Source organism: Ramlibacter montanisoli, assembly GCF_013087525.1.
GTDB classification, from domain to species: domain Bacteria; phylum Pseudomonadota; class Gammaproteobacteria; order Burkholderiales; family Burkholderiaceae_C; genus Ramlibacter; species Ramlibacter montanisoli.
Window position 1 is genome coordinate 4,409,412 of sequence record NZ_JABFCS010000001.1, and the last position, 14,689, is coordinate 4,424,100.

The following is a 14,689-nucleotide window of genomic DNA, read 5'->3' on the forward strand; positions in this document are numbered from 1 at the left end:
GGGACTTCTAGTGCCAATCACACCCCAGTGGTGTCTCGCCTGCGAGCTAGCTGGTGTGTGGCCGTCTCATTGGCATTGTGTGGTCAAACCCGCAGTTCGCCTCTAGCAGGACTGCGCGGATTGACTCACAGCCCCAACTGAGAGGCGCAAATTGGCACCAAGGTCCAGCGCTGCTCAGCACAGCCAGCTTAAGGCAGTCAGCACCCTGTGGACTCGCAATCCGCCGGTTCCAGGCGTCTGCTTCTGGCAGCAGCTGACATTCGGCGCCCAAAGCCCGACTGGCAGCACTCAGTCTCAAGTGGTCCACTGGACAAGGTCCACCGCGCAGCGGGAGCAGCCCTCGGCAGGTGCAATCGCCCCGTCGACTTTCGAGCCATGGGCGTCCTTGGAATGCGGGCCCGGGAAGTGGATCGCGAGGCCTTGGTTGATGGCGCGGCCGTGGGCGGCGCGGAAGGGGCGGTAGGTCGCTTCGCGCGGATGGAGCGCGCGGCCGTCGAGGCGGGCGAACATGCCCGCCTTTCTCAGTGTAGCCGGACCGTCGCGTCGACCAAGGCATGCACCAGCATGCGTGACTGCCGGTCGCTCGTGTAGCGCTCGCCGGCGGCGAGCACCGTGTCCTTGCAGTCCCCGTCGTGGGTTATCCAGACGTCGCCGCGCACGACTTCCAGCCGCAGGCCCTGCGGCTCCGGCAGCACCATTGTCGCCCCCTTCTGCAGGTGCTGCACCGCCGCGGGTGCCGGCGTGATGCTGGCGCGGCCCGGCGGCAGGAAGGCCTCAAAGGCATGGAGGACATGGAACAGGGAGGTCTGGGCGGCTCGCATGGCTTTCTCCGGCGGGTTGGCGATGGAGAAAGTCTGGTCGGCCGGGCAGCTCTCCGATAGTGTCAGGATTACGGTAGGTCGCCTCGGCGGCTACGGTGGCCGTACCGTAGTTGCTAGCGGGCGAGCAGCCCGGCGCCTGTGGCCCGGTGCACCGCTTCCGCCCGGGTCCCGCAGGCCAGCGCCTTGAGGGCCCCGGCCACGTGCATCTCCACTGTGCGCGGGCTGAGCTGGAGCACGCGGGCGATCTCCTTGTCGGTGCGGCCCGCCGCCACCAGCTGCAGCACTTCGCGCTGGCGCTCGGTCAGGCGGGCCGTTTCGACGGCCGCGCTGCCCAGGAACTCGTGCAGCGCGGCCTTGACCGTGGGCCAGCCCGGGTCCCCAAACAGCGGCAGGTGATTGTCTCCCTCGACGGGCAGGAAACGCGCTCCCGGGACGAGGGCGGCCAGACTGCGGCCCTGTTCGAAGTAGATCAGGCGATCCCCGCGCATGTGGAACACCAGGGCGGGACAGCGCACGCGGGTCGCGTCGCCCTTGACGTTGATGGAGAACATCGCCCGCAGGCAGCGCACCGCGGTCTGCGCATCAGCAGTGAGGTGCTGGTAGTCGTCGAAGGCATTCTTTGCCTCGGACGAGGCGTGGGGCATGAACTTGTTGACAAACACCTGCCGGAACTCGGGCGAGGCCCCACCCCAGCCCAGTTCCGCCACCTTGAGCAAGGTCTCCGCTTCCTCGCGGATGCGCGGGTCAGGCTTGCCGGTGGTGAAGTAGGAGGTCGCGAAGCCGCCGAACAGCACCAGCCGGCTGACCCGCTCCGGATGGCGCGCCGCATAGGCGACCGCGATGGCGGCCCCCTGCGAAATGCCCAGCAACGGGAAGGTCGGCAGGCCCAGCGCATCCACCACCGTCTCCAGGTCGCGCACCCAGGCGTCGAAGGAGATGTCGTCCACGCGCCGGGCGGACAGGCCGCAGCCCCGCGCGTCGTAGGTGACATAGGTGTGCGAGCGCGCAAGCTCCTCGATCCAGTGCCGGTTGAAGGGACTGGTGGCATCGGCCTCGATGTGGGTGAGCCACGTTGCCGCCTTCACCAGCGGCGGCCCGGTGCCGTAGAGCCCCATGGCCAGCTGTACGCCGTCGGGCGTGGTGCAAAAGCGGATGTCCTGGGGGGTGTCACGGCCGCAGTGTCGCGCCAATCAAAAAGGGCCGCAACTGCGGCTAGCCGCGCTCAAAAATAGTTGGTAGGGCGCCGACGGCCTTCGGCACCCAGATGCGTCTTGTGGCCCCTACGGCCTCTTGACATGGCTGACCCTGTGCCCTGGATGGCGCCGCTGGCCATGGCCGCATGCAGATTGCCGTCCGGGCCGAAGGCCAGGTGTTCGGGGCCGACCTGCTTGCCGATGTCCATGGCATGGCGGGGATCCCTCCAGCGAGACCGCGCATTGTTCAGCAAACCGCGGTTGCCGGCAAAGGGCGATGCGCCCCCGAACCTTCCGGCCCGCATCTTCTGTCAGGACTCTCCTACCGCAGCCTCAGCCATTGGCGCGCGACCGGGCCGTGGCCCCTCCCCATACGATTTCCGTCTCGCAGCATGCCAGTCCGGGTGCGGCATTCCAGTTCCCCGCGTTTCGAGAGATGGAGCATGAGCAAGCAATCGCCCACCGAACTTTTGTCCACCGGAATTCCCGGCCTCGACGTGGTCCTGGGCGGCGGCCTGGCGCCCAACCGCATCTATCTCATCGAAGGTGAACCCGGCACCGGCAAGACGACGACCGGGCTGCAGTTCCTGCGCGAGGGCGTGGCCCGCGGCGAGACGGTGGTCTACATCACGCTGGCCGAAACCGGCGAAGAGCTCAGTGCGGTCGCCGCCTCGCACGGCTGGACGCTGGACGGCATCCTGCTGCACGAGGTCCTGCCCACCGAGGACCTGCTGCGGGACGACCAGCAGTACACGATGTTCCACCCGTCCGAAGTGGAGATGGCCAACACCACCCAGCTGATCCTTTCCGCCATCGACAACAACAAGCCCACGCGGGTGGTGCTCGACTCGTTGTCCGAGCTTCAGCTGCTGGCCGACACCCCGCTGCGCTACCGCCGCCAGGTGCTGGCCCTCAAGCAGTTCTTCGCCAAGCGCAATTGCACCGTCATGCTGCTGGACGACCGCACGGCCGCTTCGGCCGACCTCCAGGTGCGAAGCATCGCCCACGCCGTGATCCAGTTCGACCTGGCCGTCAAGGACTACGGGGCCGAACGCCGCCGCGTGCGCGTCATCAAGTACCGCGGCCGCAACGCCATCGGCGGCATGCACGACTACAACATCACCCAGGGCGGCATCGTGGTGCACCCGCGCCTGGTCGCCGCCGAGTCGCGCGTGCTGCGGGCGGCCGGCCAGGTCACCAGCGGCCTCGAGCCCCTGGACAACCTGCTCGGGGGCGGCCTGGAGCAAGGCACCAGCACGCTGATCGTCGGCCCGCCCGGCACCGGCAAGTCCTCGCTGGCCGCGCAGTTCGTCTCGGCCGTCAACAAGGAGGGTGGCAAGGCCGCGATGTTCCTGTTCGAGGAGTCCAAGAGCAACCTGCTCAATCGCGCCGACGGCCTGAACATGGACCTGCGCGGAGCCATCGCCGCCGGCCAGCTGACCATCCAGCAGGTCGACCCGGCGGAGCTGTCACCCGGCCAGTTCAGCGCCGCCGTGATCAAGGCGGAGCGCGACGGCGCCAGGATCGTGGTGATCGACAGCCTGAACGGCTACATGAATGCGGTGCCGGACGAGAGGTTCCTCACCACCCACATGCACGAGCTGCTGACCTACCTGGGCCAGCGCGGGGTGGTCACCATCCTGGTGGGCATCCAGCAGGGCATGCTGGGCGGCCCCATGTCCAGCGCCATGGACGCCAGCTACCTGGCCGACAACGTGCTGATGCTGCGCTATTTCGAGGACGACGGCGAAGTCAGGCAGGCGGTGTCGGTCTTCAAGAAGCGCGGCAGCATGCACGAACGCACCATCCGCCGCTTCAGCATGTCCAGCAAGGGCATCGAGGTCGGCGAGGTGCTGCGCGGCTACCGCGGCATCCTGACCGGCGTGCCGGTGCCGCGGGCCATGGCGGCGAACACCGACGAAGCGCTGAAAGCCAGGTAGTGGAGCGGCGCATCCTGATCTATCCCGCGGTGGCGCAGGACGGCCTGCTCGCCAGCAAGGTCCTCACGTCCGTCGGGCTCGAGACGCTGGTCTGCAACGGCAGCGAGGCGGTGTTGGCGGCGCTCGCCGAAGGGGCGGGCGCCTTGCTGGTGGTGGAAGAGGTCATCGCCGGCGCCGCCATCCAGCCGCTCAAGCGCTTCGTCGAGGCGCAGGCCGCCTGGTCGGACCTGCCGATCATGGTGCTGACCAAGCGTGGCGCCGATTCGCTGGAGGCGCAGCGGGCCGTGGAGCACCTGGGCAACGTGACGCTGCTGGAGCGGCCGGTGCGCACCATCGCCCTGATCAGCGCCGCGCATTCCGCCCTGCGGGCCCGCGAGCGGCAATACCAGGTGCGGCTGGCGGACCAGCGCAAGGACGAATTCCTGGCCACGCTGGCCCACGAGCTGCGCAACCCGCTGGCGCCGATCCGCACCTCGATCTCGATCATCCGCCGCCTCGAGCCCGTGGCCGAAGTGCAGAAGCTGACCGAGATCGTGGACCGGCAGGTCGTCCACCTCACGCGACTGGTCGACGACCTGCTCGACGTGGCGCGCATCACGACCGGCAAGGTGGCCCTGAATTCCACGCACACGACGCTCTCGGCGTCGTCATCACCCATGCGCTGGAGATCGCCACGTCCTCGGTGCAGGAGAAGCAGCACCAGCTCGAGGTGGCCAAGCCGTCCGAAGACTACGCCCTGGACGCCGACCACGCGCGGATCGTGCAGAGCGTGGCGAACCTGCTGGTGAACGCGGCCAAGTACACGCCGCCGCACGGCCACATCAGGCTGGCCGCCTCGGTCGAGGGCAAGGTGGTGACCTTCCGCGTGCGCGATGACGGCCGCGGGCTGGAGCCCGCCTCGCTGACGCGCATCTTCGAACTGTTCGCCCAGGCCAAGTCCCCCGACGAACCCCTGAGCGGGCTGGGCATCGGGCTGAACCTGGCGCGCAAGTTCGCCGAGATGCATGGCGGCAGCATCTCGGCGACCAGCGAGGGGCTGGGCCGGGGCAGCGAGTTCATCCTGACGCTGCCCGTGGTGGTGGGCGTGGAGCAGCAGGAGCCGGTGGGCGCGCCGCAGCCGGTCGACGATGGCGGCGCCGGCCGCCGGGTGCTGGTGGTCGACGACAACAAGGACGCCGCCGACACCCTGGAGGCCTTCCTCACGATGGAAGGCTTCAGCGTTGCCGTGGCCTACGACGGCGAGGCGGCGCTGGAGAAGATGCAGTCGCACGTGCCGGACGTGGTGCTGATGGACATCGGCATGCCGCGCATGGACGGCTACGAAGCGGCGCGCAAGGTCCGCGCCGCGGGCCGGCCGGTGCGCCTGATCGCCCTGACCGGCTGGGGCCAGGCGCTGGACAAGGTCAAGGCGCAGGAGGCCGGCTTCGACCACCACTTCGTCAAGCCCGTGGATCTGGCGACGATCATCGACGTGCTGAGGGCTTGAAGCGCTACCCAGCCGGAACCGTTCGGGGCGCTCCGCGATGAACATGCTGATACCGAATGGATTCGGCGTCCGGCAAGGAGAAGGGCGGTTTCGGCGAAAATTTCGGCCTTTGGGAACGAACACGGGCACATGAACACTTCAATGATCAAGGGAATGGCCGTCGGTGGCATATGGTGGTGCTCGGCGCCGGTGCCGTCAGCGGCTACAAGGCGATGACGAAGCCGCAGTTTGCCGAAGTCGTCGCCGTGAAGGATCTCGTCGAGACAGTGGTCACGCCACGGCAGAAATGCGAAGACGTCCAGGTGCAGCATCAGGCCCCCGTGAAGGATCAGCACCGCGTTGCTGGAACGGTGGTCGGCGGACTGGCGGGTGGACTGCTGGGAAGCACCATCGGAGGCGGAAGTGGCAAGACGATCGCTACCGTTGCGGGAGCCGCCGCGGGCGGCTATGCCGGCAACCAGGTCCAGAAGACCATGCAGGAGAGGGATGTCGTCACGAAGACCGAGCGCCGCTGCAAGACCGTGAACGAAAAGTCGCAGAAGGTGGTCGGCTACAACGTCACGTATCGCCTCGACGGCAAGGAGGGTGTTGCGCGGATGTCCTTCAAGCCCGGCCCGAAGCTGCCGGTGAAGGACGGGCACGTGGTCACGATCCGCCCTCCGGCGGCAAGTCCTAGTCAGGCAGAACGGCTCGACTTCTCGAGCCGGCTCGCCACGTCGCTTCCGCGGCGCGCGAGGCTGACCCAGATATCTCGGCCACCGCGTTGTCACGGCAGTTGCCGCGCCGGGTGCTCGGGGCTCCTCCACGCTCCTTCAGGAAGTCGACCGGCAGCCCTCACCGTCGCGTTGCCGGTGGCCGTACAGCCGAGCTTCACTCTGATCCTGGGGCGCTCACCGCCCCACCTTGATCCCTTTGCATCTTGTAGAAGCCAGCGCGATGTGCTTAAGTACTGCAAGACTTTTCCCCGATGTACGCGGTATAAGAATTCGCGTCGGGGACGACCAGATGTAAAGAGCATGGAAGCCAAGGTGGGCGGCGTCGGGGGTTCGCAGACCACGAGGAGGCAACCCATGCGCGCGCAAGTAAGAACTCTTGAGAATGGCGAGCATTTCTCACCGCGGCGATCGTTTCTCCAGATGCTCGCCGCCCAGGGGGTGGCGATCCCCGCGGCCTATTTCGCCGTGCAGCGCGATGCGCGCGCGCACCAGCCGGGCGAGATCTACAGCACCGAGCGTGCGAGCGCAGGCCAACGCCACATCGTCCGCGAGTTCGCCGAGCCCTACATCGAGCTGATCCGCCTGCTGCGGCAGGCCGCCGAGATCGAGCACGCCCTGATGGTGCAGTATCTCTACGGAGCGTTCTCGGTGAAGCCTCAGTACGCCGGGATCGTCGGGTCCGGCCTTCCGAACTCGAGCGACCTGCTCGGCGTGGCAGCCATGGAGATGCAGCACCTGCGGGATGTCAATTACCTGTTGATCGCGCTTGGCGCCGGTCCGGTCCTGGAGCGCCAGGGTTTCCCGTTCGAGCCGGAGGTGTATCCCTTCGAATTCAATCTCGAGCCGCTCACCGAGGCAAGCCTCGCGAAGTATGTGTACTGCGAAGCTGCGTCGGGCAGCCTCGATCCCGAGCGGGCGAACGATGCCGACCGCCGCTTCCTGGCGAGCCTCGATCGCGCGCTCGGCGGGAATGCCCGGCCCAATCACGTGGGCAGTCTCTACGACGCCGTCATCCATACCATGGGCGAATACATCGCTTCCGCGCCAGGCACGGAAGCCAAACTCACGCCTTGGCTCGGGAAGCTCGAGAAGATCAAGGTCGAGGGAGAGGAGGGCCACTTCCAGTTCTTCCGCAGCGTCTTCATGGCGACGCACGAGGGCTTCAAGGGGCGCCGCGATGCCTGGAGCCACGCCAGGAACGACGCCGCGTATCCGTCCTATCCCTTGCCGGTCAACCCCACGGCATTTATCGGGGAACAGAACCTGATCCGCAACCCGGAGGCTCTCGGCCTCGCGTGGCTCGCAGATCTGCACTACTGGCTGATCCTGCTGCTGGCCGAGGCGTCGTACGCAGAAGACACCTCGGACTACGCGGCGCTCGCCAGGATCCAGATGCTGGGCCCGTTCCTGTCGTTGGCGCGGCACCTGCCCAAGCTCGGCGCCGGGATTCCCTTCGATCCCCTGGTCACCGGCTACGGCCCCTGCCCTTCCGGCCCGGGGCGCATCGACTTCCTCTCCTGCATGGTGCGCGAGACCGATCGCCTGGCAGCCCGGCTGAAGGAGCGGCTCCCCGACGACTACCCGGTCGGACTGGGTCAGATGATGCTCGGCGCCTTGAACGACAAGCGCGCTGCCTACGCCAGGCCCCCGGGCCGTGGCTCCTGAGGGGCCGCGATGCCTGCAGAGAGCAGCCGCTTCATGCGCAGATGGTGGATCGACGAAGCGACGGTCCTGGCCGGGAGCAATCCGAACGACGGTGACCTCTCGGCACTGCGCGCCGAGGGATTCGGCATGGCCGTGTCATTGCTCGACGCAAGCCAGCAGCGTCCGAATTTCGATCCGGGGTCGGCCGCCGGCAGGGGCTGGATGCTGTACACGATCCCGATCGACCAACGGGCTGCCGCGCCGACGCTGGTCCAGGCCTGTGAATTCGCTGCGTTGCTCGGCGCCGTGTCGAACGTGACGAAGAGCCTCGTGTTCTGCAGCGACGACGTGGGGCGTCCGGCCTTCATGGGGGCGGTCTACTGGATCGCGAAAGGCATCCCGGTGAGTGCGGCCATGGCCCGCGTCACCCTGAGCGCACGCGTGGACATCACGTGGCACGAGAGCTCGGAGGAAGTTCTTCGCAGCTTCGGAAAGCTTGGCTGGCGCATCCGTTCCTGAGAGGGGCGTGTCTCAAAGAAGACCTTCGTGCTGATTCGGGGTGCCTCGGTGCAGGAGAAGGAGCACCAGCTCGAGGCGGTCAAGCCCTCCGAGCGCGATCGCGTCGCTGTCAGGTGCGTGCCGCCAGCCTGATCACGGGCTTGTCGTCCTCGGACGATGCGGCCGCAGCAGTCCCCAAGGGTCGCAACTGGCCCAGGATGGTCGCGCCATTCTGCATCTCCAGTGCTGCGTACTGCACTTCGCCTTCGATCCTGGCCTTCGGCTGCAGCTCCAGCAGTTCGCGGGCTTCCACGGGCCCCTTGACCGTCCCGTTGATGATCACATGATCGGCCTTGAGGCCGCCTTCCACCACGGCGCCTTCGGAAATGACCAGGAGGGTGCCGCCCTCGGAGTTCGCGTGGATGGCACCGTAAACCTCGCCGTCGACCCTCAGGCCCTCGCCGAACTTCATGTTGCCGTGAATCTGGGTGCCCTGGGCGATCAGGCTCTTGATGACGGCAAGGTCTTTCTTTCCAAACATGGGAGCGCTCCTCGGGGATGTGGGCTACACAAGCAATGGGAAGAATGCTGCCGAGGCGGCATGGTGCGTGGGGGTGGTCGGCTGCGAGAGTTTGCGTCGGACGGCTGCCTGCGTGAGAGCAGGCGGACACGCCCAGGCCCACCCAAGGGTCTCCCCGCTGCCGTCAACACCGATTGACGCCGCGCCGCGCCTGTCGGTAGTCTCGCCCGGTCCCAACGCACCCACTCAGGAGACACGATGCGTCTGTTGTCCAAACTCGTCCCCGGGCTCGTCCTGCTCTGCAGCGTGATGGCCTTCCCGGCGGCCGCGCAGTCCGACTTTCCGAACAAGCCCATCCGCTGGATCGTTCCCTATCCGCCCGGCGGCACCACCGACCTGCTGGCCCGCCTGATGGGGCAGCACCTGTCGCAGAAGCTCGGGCAGACCATCGTCATCGACAACAAGGCCGGCGGCGGCAACAACATCGGCACCGAGCTGTCGGTGAAGGCACCGGCCGACGGCTACACATGGCACCTGGTCAATCCGGCCAACGCGATCAACGCCACGCTCTACCCGAAGCTGAACTTCAACTTCCTGGACGACATGCAGCCGGTGGCCGGCATCATCCGCGTGCCCAACGTGATGACGGTGACCAAGAACTTCCCCGCCAAGACGGTGGCCGAGTTCATCGACTACGCCAAGAAGAATCCCGGCAAGGTCAACATGGCGTCCTCAGGCGCGGGCACCTCGGTGCACCTGTCGGGCGAGCTGTTCAAGTTCATGACCGGCATCGACATGAAGCACGTGCCCTACAAGGGCGCAGGCCCGGCGATCAACGACCTGATCGGCGGCCAGGTCGACGTGCTGTTCGACAACATGCCTTCCATCATCGGCCACATCCGCGGCGGCTCGCTGCGCGCGCTGGCCGTGACGAGCGCGCAGCGTTCGCCGGCGCTCGACGTGCCCACCGTCGCCGAGACCGTGCCGGGCTACGAGGCGAGCGCCTGGTTCGGCGTGGCGGTGCCCAAGGGCACGCCGCGCGCCATCGTCGACCGCATCAACCGCGAGGTGAATGCCGCGCTGGCCGACCCCGCCATGCGCGCGCGCCTGGCCGACCTGGGCGGCGTGCCGATCGCCGGCACGCCCGAGCAGTTCTGGGCCATCCACCGCATGGAAACGGAGAAGTGGGCGAAGATCGTCCAGTTCTCCGGCGCCAAGGCGGACTAGGCCGCCTGCCAGAGCTGCCGCATCGCCTGCACGAAGCGGGCGGTAGGCAGCGCCGACTGTACGTCGCGCCCGGCGACCACCACGCGCTGCATGCGCGCGCCGGGTGAGGAGAACACCAGGGCGTCCAGCAAGTGCTCGTTCCCGACGCCCGCGAGAGCGGGCGTTTCCATGTCAGGCACGATGAAGTCCGCGCGCTGGCCCACGGCCAGCCCGCCCAGCGCCAGTCCCGCCGCGGCACTCGCGCCACCCAGTGCGCCCTGCAGCAGCGTCGCCGCCGTGCTCTCCTGCGCACCGCGCGCGCCGCCACGTTGCGCTGGCGCAGAACGAGCCGCTGCGAGTATTCCAGCAGGCGCAGCTCCTCGCTCCAGCTGCGCGTGACGTGGCTGTCCGATCCGATCGTCCAGGTGCCGCCCGCGGCCAGCCAGGCCGGCAGGTCGAACACGCCGTCGCCCAGGTTCGCCTCGGTGGTGGGGCACAGCACGATCGATGCTCCGCTGCGCTGCACGGCCTGCAGTTCCGCGGCGCTCGCCTGGGTTGCATGCACCAGGTTCCACTGCGCATCGAGCGAGGCATTGCGCAGCAGCCATTCGATGGGCCGCAGGCCGTGGTGCTGCAGGCAGTCGTGCACTTCCTGCTGCTGCTCAGCGACGTGGATGTGCACCGGCATGCCCGCGGCTCTCGCTTCGGCCGCGCATTCGCCCAATGCCGCCTCGTCCACCGCGCGCAGGGAATGCAGCGCGATGCCGGCGGTGAGCCGCGGCGTGGCGGACCGGCGCACGGCCTGCGCGATGCGCAGCACCGACTCGGGTGTCGAGGCGAAGCGGCGCTGGTCCGGGCGCAGCCCAGGGGCACCGAAGCCGGACCGCATGTACAGCGTCGGCAGCAGGGTCAGGCCGATGCCGGCCTGCTGCGCCGCGCGCACCAGGGCCTGCGACATTTCCATGGGGTCGGCATAGGGCTTGCCGCCCGGCTCGTTGTGCAGGTAGTGGAACTCGCAGACCTGCGTGTACCCCGCGGCCAGCAGCTCCGCGTAGAGGAAGGTCGCGATCGCCTCCAGCTGCGGCGGCGTGATGCGCAGCGCCACCGCGTACATGCGGTCGCGCCAGCTCCAGAAGTCGTCGTGTCCGGGGACGCTGCGTTCCGCGAGGCCGGCCATCGCGCGCTGGAAGGCGTGGCTGTGCGCATCGACGATGCCGGGCAGCGCGGGCCCGGCCAGCGTTTCCGCGCCGGCGCGCCCGGCGGCGGGACAGTCTTCGCGCACTTCCTGCCAGCAGCCGTCGGCGCCGGCGACCAGCAGCACGTCGCGCGCCCAGCGTCCGCCGACGAAGGCGAGCGGCGCATGGAAGCGGCGGGCTTCAGCCATGGAGCTTGCGGCAGGCTGCCAGCGCGGCTTCGACCATCGCGCGCACCACCGGCTGCACCTTCGCCGCCTGCGCCTCTTCGTAGTTCCACGGCGGGGCTTCGCGCATGTACAGGTACTGGCACATCTCCAGCTGCACCGCGTGCACGTGGTCGGCGGGGCGTCCGTACTGGCGCGTGATGTAGCCGCCCTGGAAGCGGCCGTTGACCACGTGCGTGAACTGCGGATGGTGCGCGCCGCCGCCGCGGCCACGGCCTGCGTGATGGAGGGATCGGCGCTGCGGCCGTCGGCGGTGCCGATGTTGAGGTCGGGCAGGCGGCCTTCGAACAGCCAGGGGATCTCGGCGCGGATGCTGTGCGCGTCCCACAGCAGCACGAAGCCGTGCGCCGCCTTCAGGCGCGCGATCTCCTCCTGCAACGCCTGGTGGTAAGGCGCCCACCAGGTCGCGCGCCGCTGCGCCTTCTGTTCCGGCGAGAGCGTGAAGCCCTCGCGGTAGAGAGGATCGCCGGTGAAGAAGCGGCTCGGGCACAGCTCGGTGTTGGAGGCGCCCGGGTACATCGGCGTGTCGTCGGGCGGCCGGTTCAGGTCCACGACGTAGCGCGAGACCGTGGGTTGCAGCACGCTGCCACCGAGATCGCGGGTGAAGGCGTACAGGCGGTCGAGGTGCCAGTCTGTGTCCTCCACCTCCAGCGCGCGCTCGACGAAGTCGGAGCGCAAATCCGCGGGGATCTCGGTACCCATGTGGGGGATGCTCACGAGCAGCGGCACGCTGCCGCGGTGCAGGTGGAAAGTCATCGCAGGCGTCCTTGAACGTAGGTCGAGCGCACGGGATTGGCGCCCAGCGCGTAGGCGAGCTGCGCGGGGCTTTGCACGTCCCACAGCACGAGGTCGGCCCGCAGGCCGGGCGCCAGCGCGCCGCGATCGGCGAGGCCCAGCGCGCGGGCCGCGTTGCGGGTGACGCCGGCGAGCGCCTCTTCGGGGGTGAGGCGGAACAAGGTGCAGGCCATGTTCAGCATCAGCAGCAGGGAAGTGCAGGGCGAAGTGCCGGGATTGCAGTCGGTCGATACCGCGATGGGAACGCCGTGGCGGCGCAGCAGGTCCACCGGCGGCACGCGCGTCTCGCGCAGGAAGTAGAAGGCGCCGGGCAGCAGCACCGCCACGCTGCCGGCCGCGGCCATCGCGCGCGCGCCGTCCTCGGACAGCCATTCGAGGTGGTCGCTGCTCAGGGCCTGGAAGGATGCGGCGAGGGCGGCCCCGCCGCTGTCGCTCAGTTGCTCGGCGTGCAGCTTCACCGGCAGCCCGAGCTGGCGTGCCGTGTCGAACACGCGGCGGGTCTGCGCGGCGCTGAAGCCGATGGTTTCGCAGAAGGCATCGACGGCGTCCACCAGCCCTTGCGCATGCAGGCTCGGCAGCATCGCGCACACCGCGTCGACGTAGTCGTCGGAGCGGTCCTTGAATTCGGGCGGAAGCGCGTGCGCCCCGAGGAAGGTGGTGCGCACCGTGAGCTGCTCCAGCTCGCCCAGGCGGCGCGCCACCCGCAGGCACTTGGCCTCCGCTTCCTCGGACAGGCCGTAGCCCGACTTGATCTCGAGGGTGGTCACGCCCTCCGCCAGCAGATCGCGCAGGCGGCGGCGCGACTGCGCGAGCAGGTCCTCCTCGCTGGCGGCGCGCGTGGCCTTCACCGTAGAGACGATGCCGCCTCCGGCGCGCGCGATCTCCTCGTAACTCGCGCCCTTCAGGCGGGCCTCGAACTCGCCCGCGCGGTCGCCGGCCCAGACCAGGTGGGTGTGGCAGTCGATCAACCCCGGGGTGATCAGCGCGTCCTGCGCGTCGTGTTCGACCGCGCCGGCGCGCAAGGCCGCCGGGAGATCGCCGCGCGGGCCGACCCATGCGATGCGGCCGTCCTCTTCCACCAGGGCGCCGTCCTCCACCAGGCCGTACGGTGCCTCGGCACCGGCCTGCAGCGTCGCGATCCTGGCGTTCACCCACAGCTGCCGGCTCATGGCGAGACCTCCATCCACAGGGCATGATCGGAGACCAGCGTGCCGGCCACAGCCTGGTCCAGCTGCACCCATGCCAGGTGGCGCGGCGGAACCTCGAAGCGCTGGCCCGCCGTTTCGAGCTGCGCGAGCTCGCGGTGGCAGTACACGGCCAGCAGCTGCCCCTCGCTGGCGCTGAAGCTGCGCCGGCCGCGCACCCGCCACATCTGCGCGCGGCCCGGCGGCGCCATCAGGTTGAAGTCGCGCGTGCTGTCGACGAACAGGGTGCAATGCACCGGGCTGGCGCCGTCGAAATTCAGCGGCGGGTCGGCGCGCGTGAGCAGCCGCTCCTTGCCCTGCGTGTGCAGGACCACGCCACCGCCATCGACCACCGCGAACCAGCGCTCCACGCCGTCGAAGCGCGAGAAGTTGCAGGCAGCGGTGATGTCGGCCACCGACATGCGGATCCTCCAGCTTTCCGCGTCGGGCAGCGCCAGCAGCTCGCGCGTCATGCCGCGGCCGTTGCGCCAGGGCTGCGGCACGATCGCATCGAGGTCGACCAGCTGCCAGTTCATGCCTGGAACTGCCCGCTGAAGCTGTAGCGCGAGCCCGGATAGAGCTGGCGCGCCACGCTGGCCACGTGCGCCCCGCTGACGGTGCGGCGCATCATCACGAGGCAGGGATCGCCGTTGCCGATGTCGAGTGCGCGCGCTTCCTCCGGCGTGGGCAGGGTCGCCTCGATGGTGTAGCTGGCCTCGGTCAGCGGCGCATGCTGCAGCAGGTGCGAGGTGGGCGACACCTGGGTGAAATCCGTCTGCAGGTAGCCGGGCGCCGCCTGCGGATTGACGTAGCGGTCCTCGTACTGGATGGGCACGCCGTTTTCCAGGTGCACCAGCACGGTGTGGAACACCGGCGCGCCCTTGCGCACCCCGAGCGAATCGGCCAGGGCGGCCCCGGCCTTTTCCTGCGCGGCCTTGACGACGCGCGTGCTGTGCACGTGGCCGCGCGCCGCCACCTCTTCGTGGATATCGCGGATGACGAGCTGCGAGGAGATGCGGTGCAGCTCGGCCACGCGGGTGCCGGAGCCTTGCACGCGCGTCACCAGCCCTTCCGTGGCCAGCTCGCGCAGGGCGCGGTTGGCCGTCATGCGGCTGATGGCGAAGCGCTCGCTCAGCGCGGCCTCGCTGGGCACGGCGTCGCCCGGCTTCCACTCGCCGCGCGCGATGTGCTGCCGGATCCAGCCCTTGACCTGCTCGTAGGCAGGCCGTTCGTCCTTTGCCATGGCTGCGAGCATACCCCCGTTGA

Annotated in this window: 15 protein-coding genes and 2 pseudogenes; 6 read left to right on the forward strand and 11 right to left on the reverse strand. The window is 68.6% G+C overall.

Going from position 1 to position 14,689, the window contains the following annotated elements; translation table 11 throughout:
* Window positions 1-294: 294 nt before the first annotated feature.
* The 4 genes from HK415_RS21940 to HK415_RS21955 form a co-directional block, all read right to left on the reverse strand.
* Window positions 295-510 (reverse strand): hypothetical protein, encoded by a 216-nt coding sequence (locus HK415_RS21940; RefSeq protein WP_171556307.1) that lies wholly within the window; start codon window positions 508-510, stop codon window positions 295-297.
* A gap of 11 nt (window positions 511-521) precedes the next feature.
* Window positions 522-821 (reverse strand): DUF2917 domain-containing protein, encoded by a 300-nt coding sequence (locus tag HK415_RS21945; protein WP_171562892.1) that lies wholly within the window; start codon window positions 819-821, stop codon window positions 522-524.
* A 113-nt stretch (window positions 822-934) separates the two neighbouring features.
* Complete coding sequence (locus HK415_RS21950; protein ID WP_171562894.1) at window positions 935-1,936, reverse strand: alpha/beta fold hydrolase; 1,002 nt, start codon at window positions 1,934-1,936, stop codon at window positions 935-937.
* 107 nt (window positions 1,937-2,043) lie between these two features.
* Complete coding sequence (locus tag HK415_RS21955) at window positions 2,044-2,223, reverse strand: hypothetical protein (protein WP_171562896.1); 180 nt, start codon at window positions 2,221-2,223, stop codon at window positions 2,044-2,046.
* A 234-nt stretch (window positions 2,224-2,457) separates the two neighbouring features.
* Here HK415_RS21955 and HK415_RS21960 point away from each other — a divergent pair, with 234 nt between their 5' ends.
* Genes HK415_RS21960 through HK415_RS21975 form a run of 5 tightly spaced genes read left to right on the forward strand, consistent with a single transcriptional unit; the run spans window position 2,458 to window position 8,319 of the window.
* Window positions 2,458-3,954 carry an ATPase domain-containing protein gene (locus tag HK415_RS21960; protein WP_171562898.1) on the forward strand — a complete coding sequence of 499 codons (1,497 nt, stop codon included), beginning with the start codon at window positions 2,458-2,460 and terminating at the stop codon, window positions 3,952-3,954.
* On the forward strand, window positions 3,954-4,742 hold the full coding sequence (locus HK415_RS25720; RefSeq protein ID WP_309246791.1) for a histidine kinase dimerization/phospho-acceptor domain-containing protein: 789 nt from the start codon (window positions 3,954-3,956) through the stop codon (window positions 4,740-4,742). The genes HK415_RS21960 and HK415_RS25720 overlap by 1 nt, the downstream gene beginning before the upstream one ends.
* Window positions 4,637-5,440, forward strand: coding sequence for a hybrid sensor histidine kinase/response regulator (locus HK415_RS25725; protein ID WP_309246792.1), 804 nt, complete (start codon window positions 4,637-4,639; stop codon window positions 5,438-5,440). Before HK415_RS25720 ends, HK415_RS25725 begins: the two co-directional genes overlap by 106 nt.
* 56 nt (window positions 5,441-5,496) lie before the next feature.
* Window positions 5,497-7,821, forward strand: coding sequence for a ferritin-like domain-containing protein (locus HK415_RS24125; RefSeq protein WP_216369855.1), 2,325 nt, complete (start codon window positions 5,497-5,499; stop codon window positions 7,819-7,821).
* A gap of 9 nt (window positions 7,822-7,830) precedes the next feature.
* The gene (locus tag HK415_RS21975) at window positions 7,831-8,319 is read left to right on the forward strand and encodes a hypothetical protein (RefSeq protein WP_171562901.1); all 489 of its coding nucleotides are present in this window, start codon (window positions 7,831-7,833) and stop codon (window positions 8,317-8,319) included.
* A gap of 109 nt (window positions 8,320-8,428) precedes the next feature.
* Here the strand turns inward: HK415_RS21975 and HK415_RS21980 are convergent, their stop codons facing one another.
* Entirely contained in the window at window positions 8,429-8,839 is a 411-nt protein-coding gene (locus tag HK415_RS21980) for a bactofilin family protein (protein ID WP_171562903.1), read from the reverse strand.
* Window positions 8,840-9,076: 237 nt separating this feature from the next.
* On the opposite strand from HK415_RS21980, the gene HK415_RS21985 reads away from it, so the two are divergent.
* Window positions 9,077-10,045, forward strand: coding sequence for a Bug family tripartite tricarboxylate transporter substrate binding protein (locus HK415_RS21985; protein ID WP_171562904.1), 969 nt, complete (start codon window positions 9,077-9,079; stop codon window positions 10,043-10,045).
* On the opposite strand, the pseudogene HK415_RS27325 reads toward HK415_RS21985, so the two are convergent.
* The 6 genes and pseudogenes from HK415_RS27325 to hutC all read right to left on the reverse strand — a co-directional run bounded on the left by HK415_RS27325 (window position 10,042) and on the right by hutC (window position 14,666).
* Window positions 10,042-11,408, reverse strand: a pseudogene (locus tag HK415_RS27325) (formimidoylglutamate deiminase). The gene HK415_RS21985 and the pseudogene HK415_RS27325 overlap by 4 nt on opposite strands.
* Window positions 11,401-11,772: an N-formylglutamate amidohydrolase gene (locus tag HK415_RS27330; RefSeq protein WP_373684666.1), complete on the reverse strand. Its 372-nt coding sequence runs from the start codon at window positions 11,770-11,772 to the stop codon at window positions 11,401-11,403. Before HK415_RS27330 ends, HK415_RS27325 begins: the two are co-directional and overlap by 8 nt.
* Window positions 11,697-12,200: pseudogene (locus HK415_RS27335) on the reverse strand (N-formylglutamate amidohydrolase); the annotation flags it as partial. The pseudogene HK415_RS27335 and the gene HK415_RS27330, both read right to left, overlap by 76 nt.
* Window positions 12,197-13,408: an imidazolonepropionase gene (gene hutI / locus HK415_RS22000; RefSeq protein ID WP_171562906.1), complete on the reverse strand. Its 1,212-nt coding sequence runs from the start codon at window positions 13,406-13,408 to the stop codon at window positions 12,197-12,199. The gene hutI and the pseudogene HK415_RS27335, both read right to left, overlap by 4 nt.
* On the reverse strand, window positions 13,405-13,959 hold the full coding sequence (locus HK415_RS22005; protein ID WP_171562908.1) for a HutD/Ves family protein: 555 nt from the start codon (window positions 13,957-13,959) through the stop codon (window positions 13,405-13,407). The genes hutI and HK415_RS22005 overlap by 4 nt, the downstream gene beginning before the upstream one ends.
* Window positions 13,956-14,666, reverse strand: coding sequence for a histidine utilization transcriptional repressor HutC (hutC, locus tag HK415_RS22010; protein WP_171562910.1), 711 nt, complete (start codon window positions 14,664-14,666; stop codon window positions 13,956-13,958). Before hutC ends, HK415_RS22005 begins: the two co-directional genes overlap by 4 nt.
* Between the last annotated feature and the right edge of the window lie 23 nt (window positions 14,667-14,689).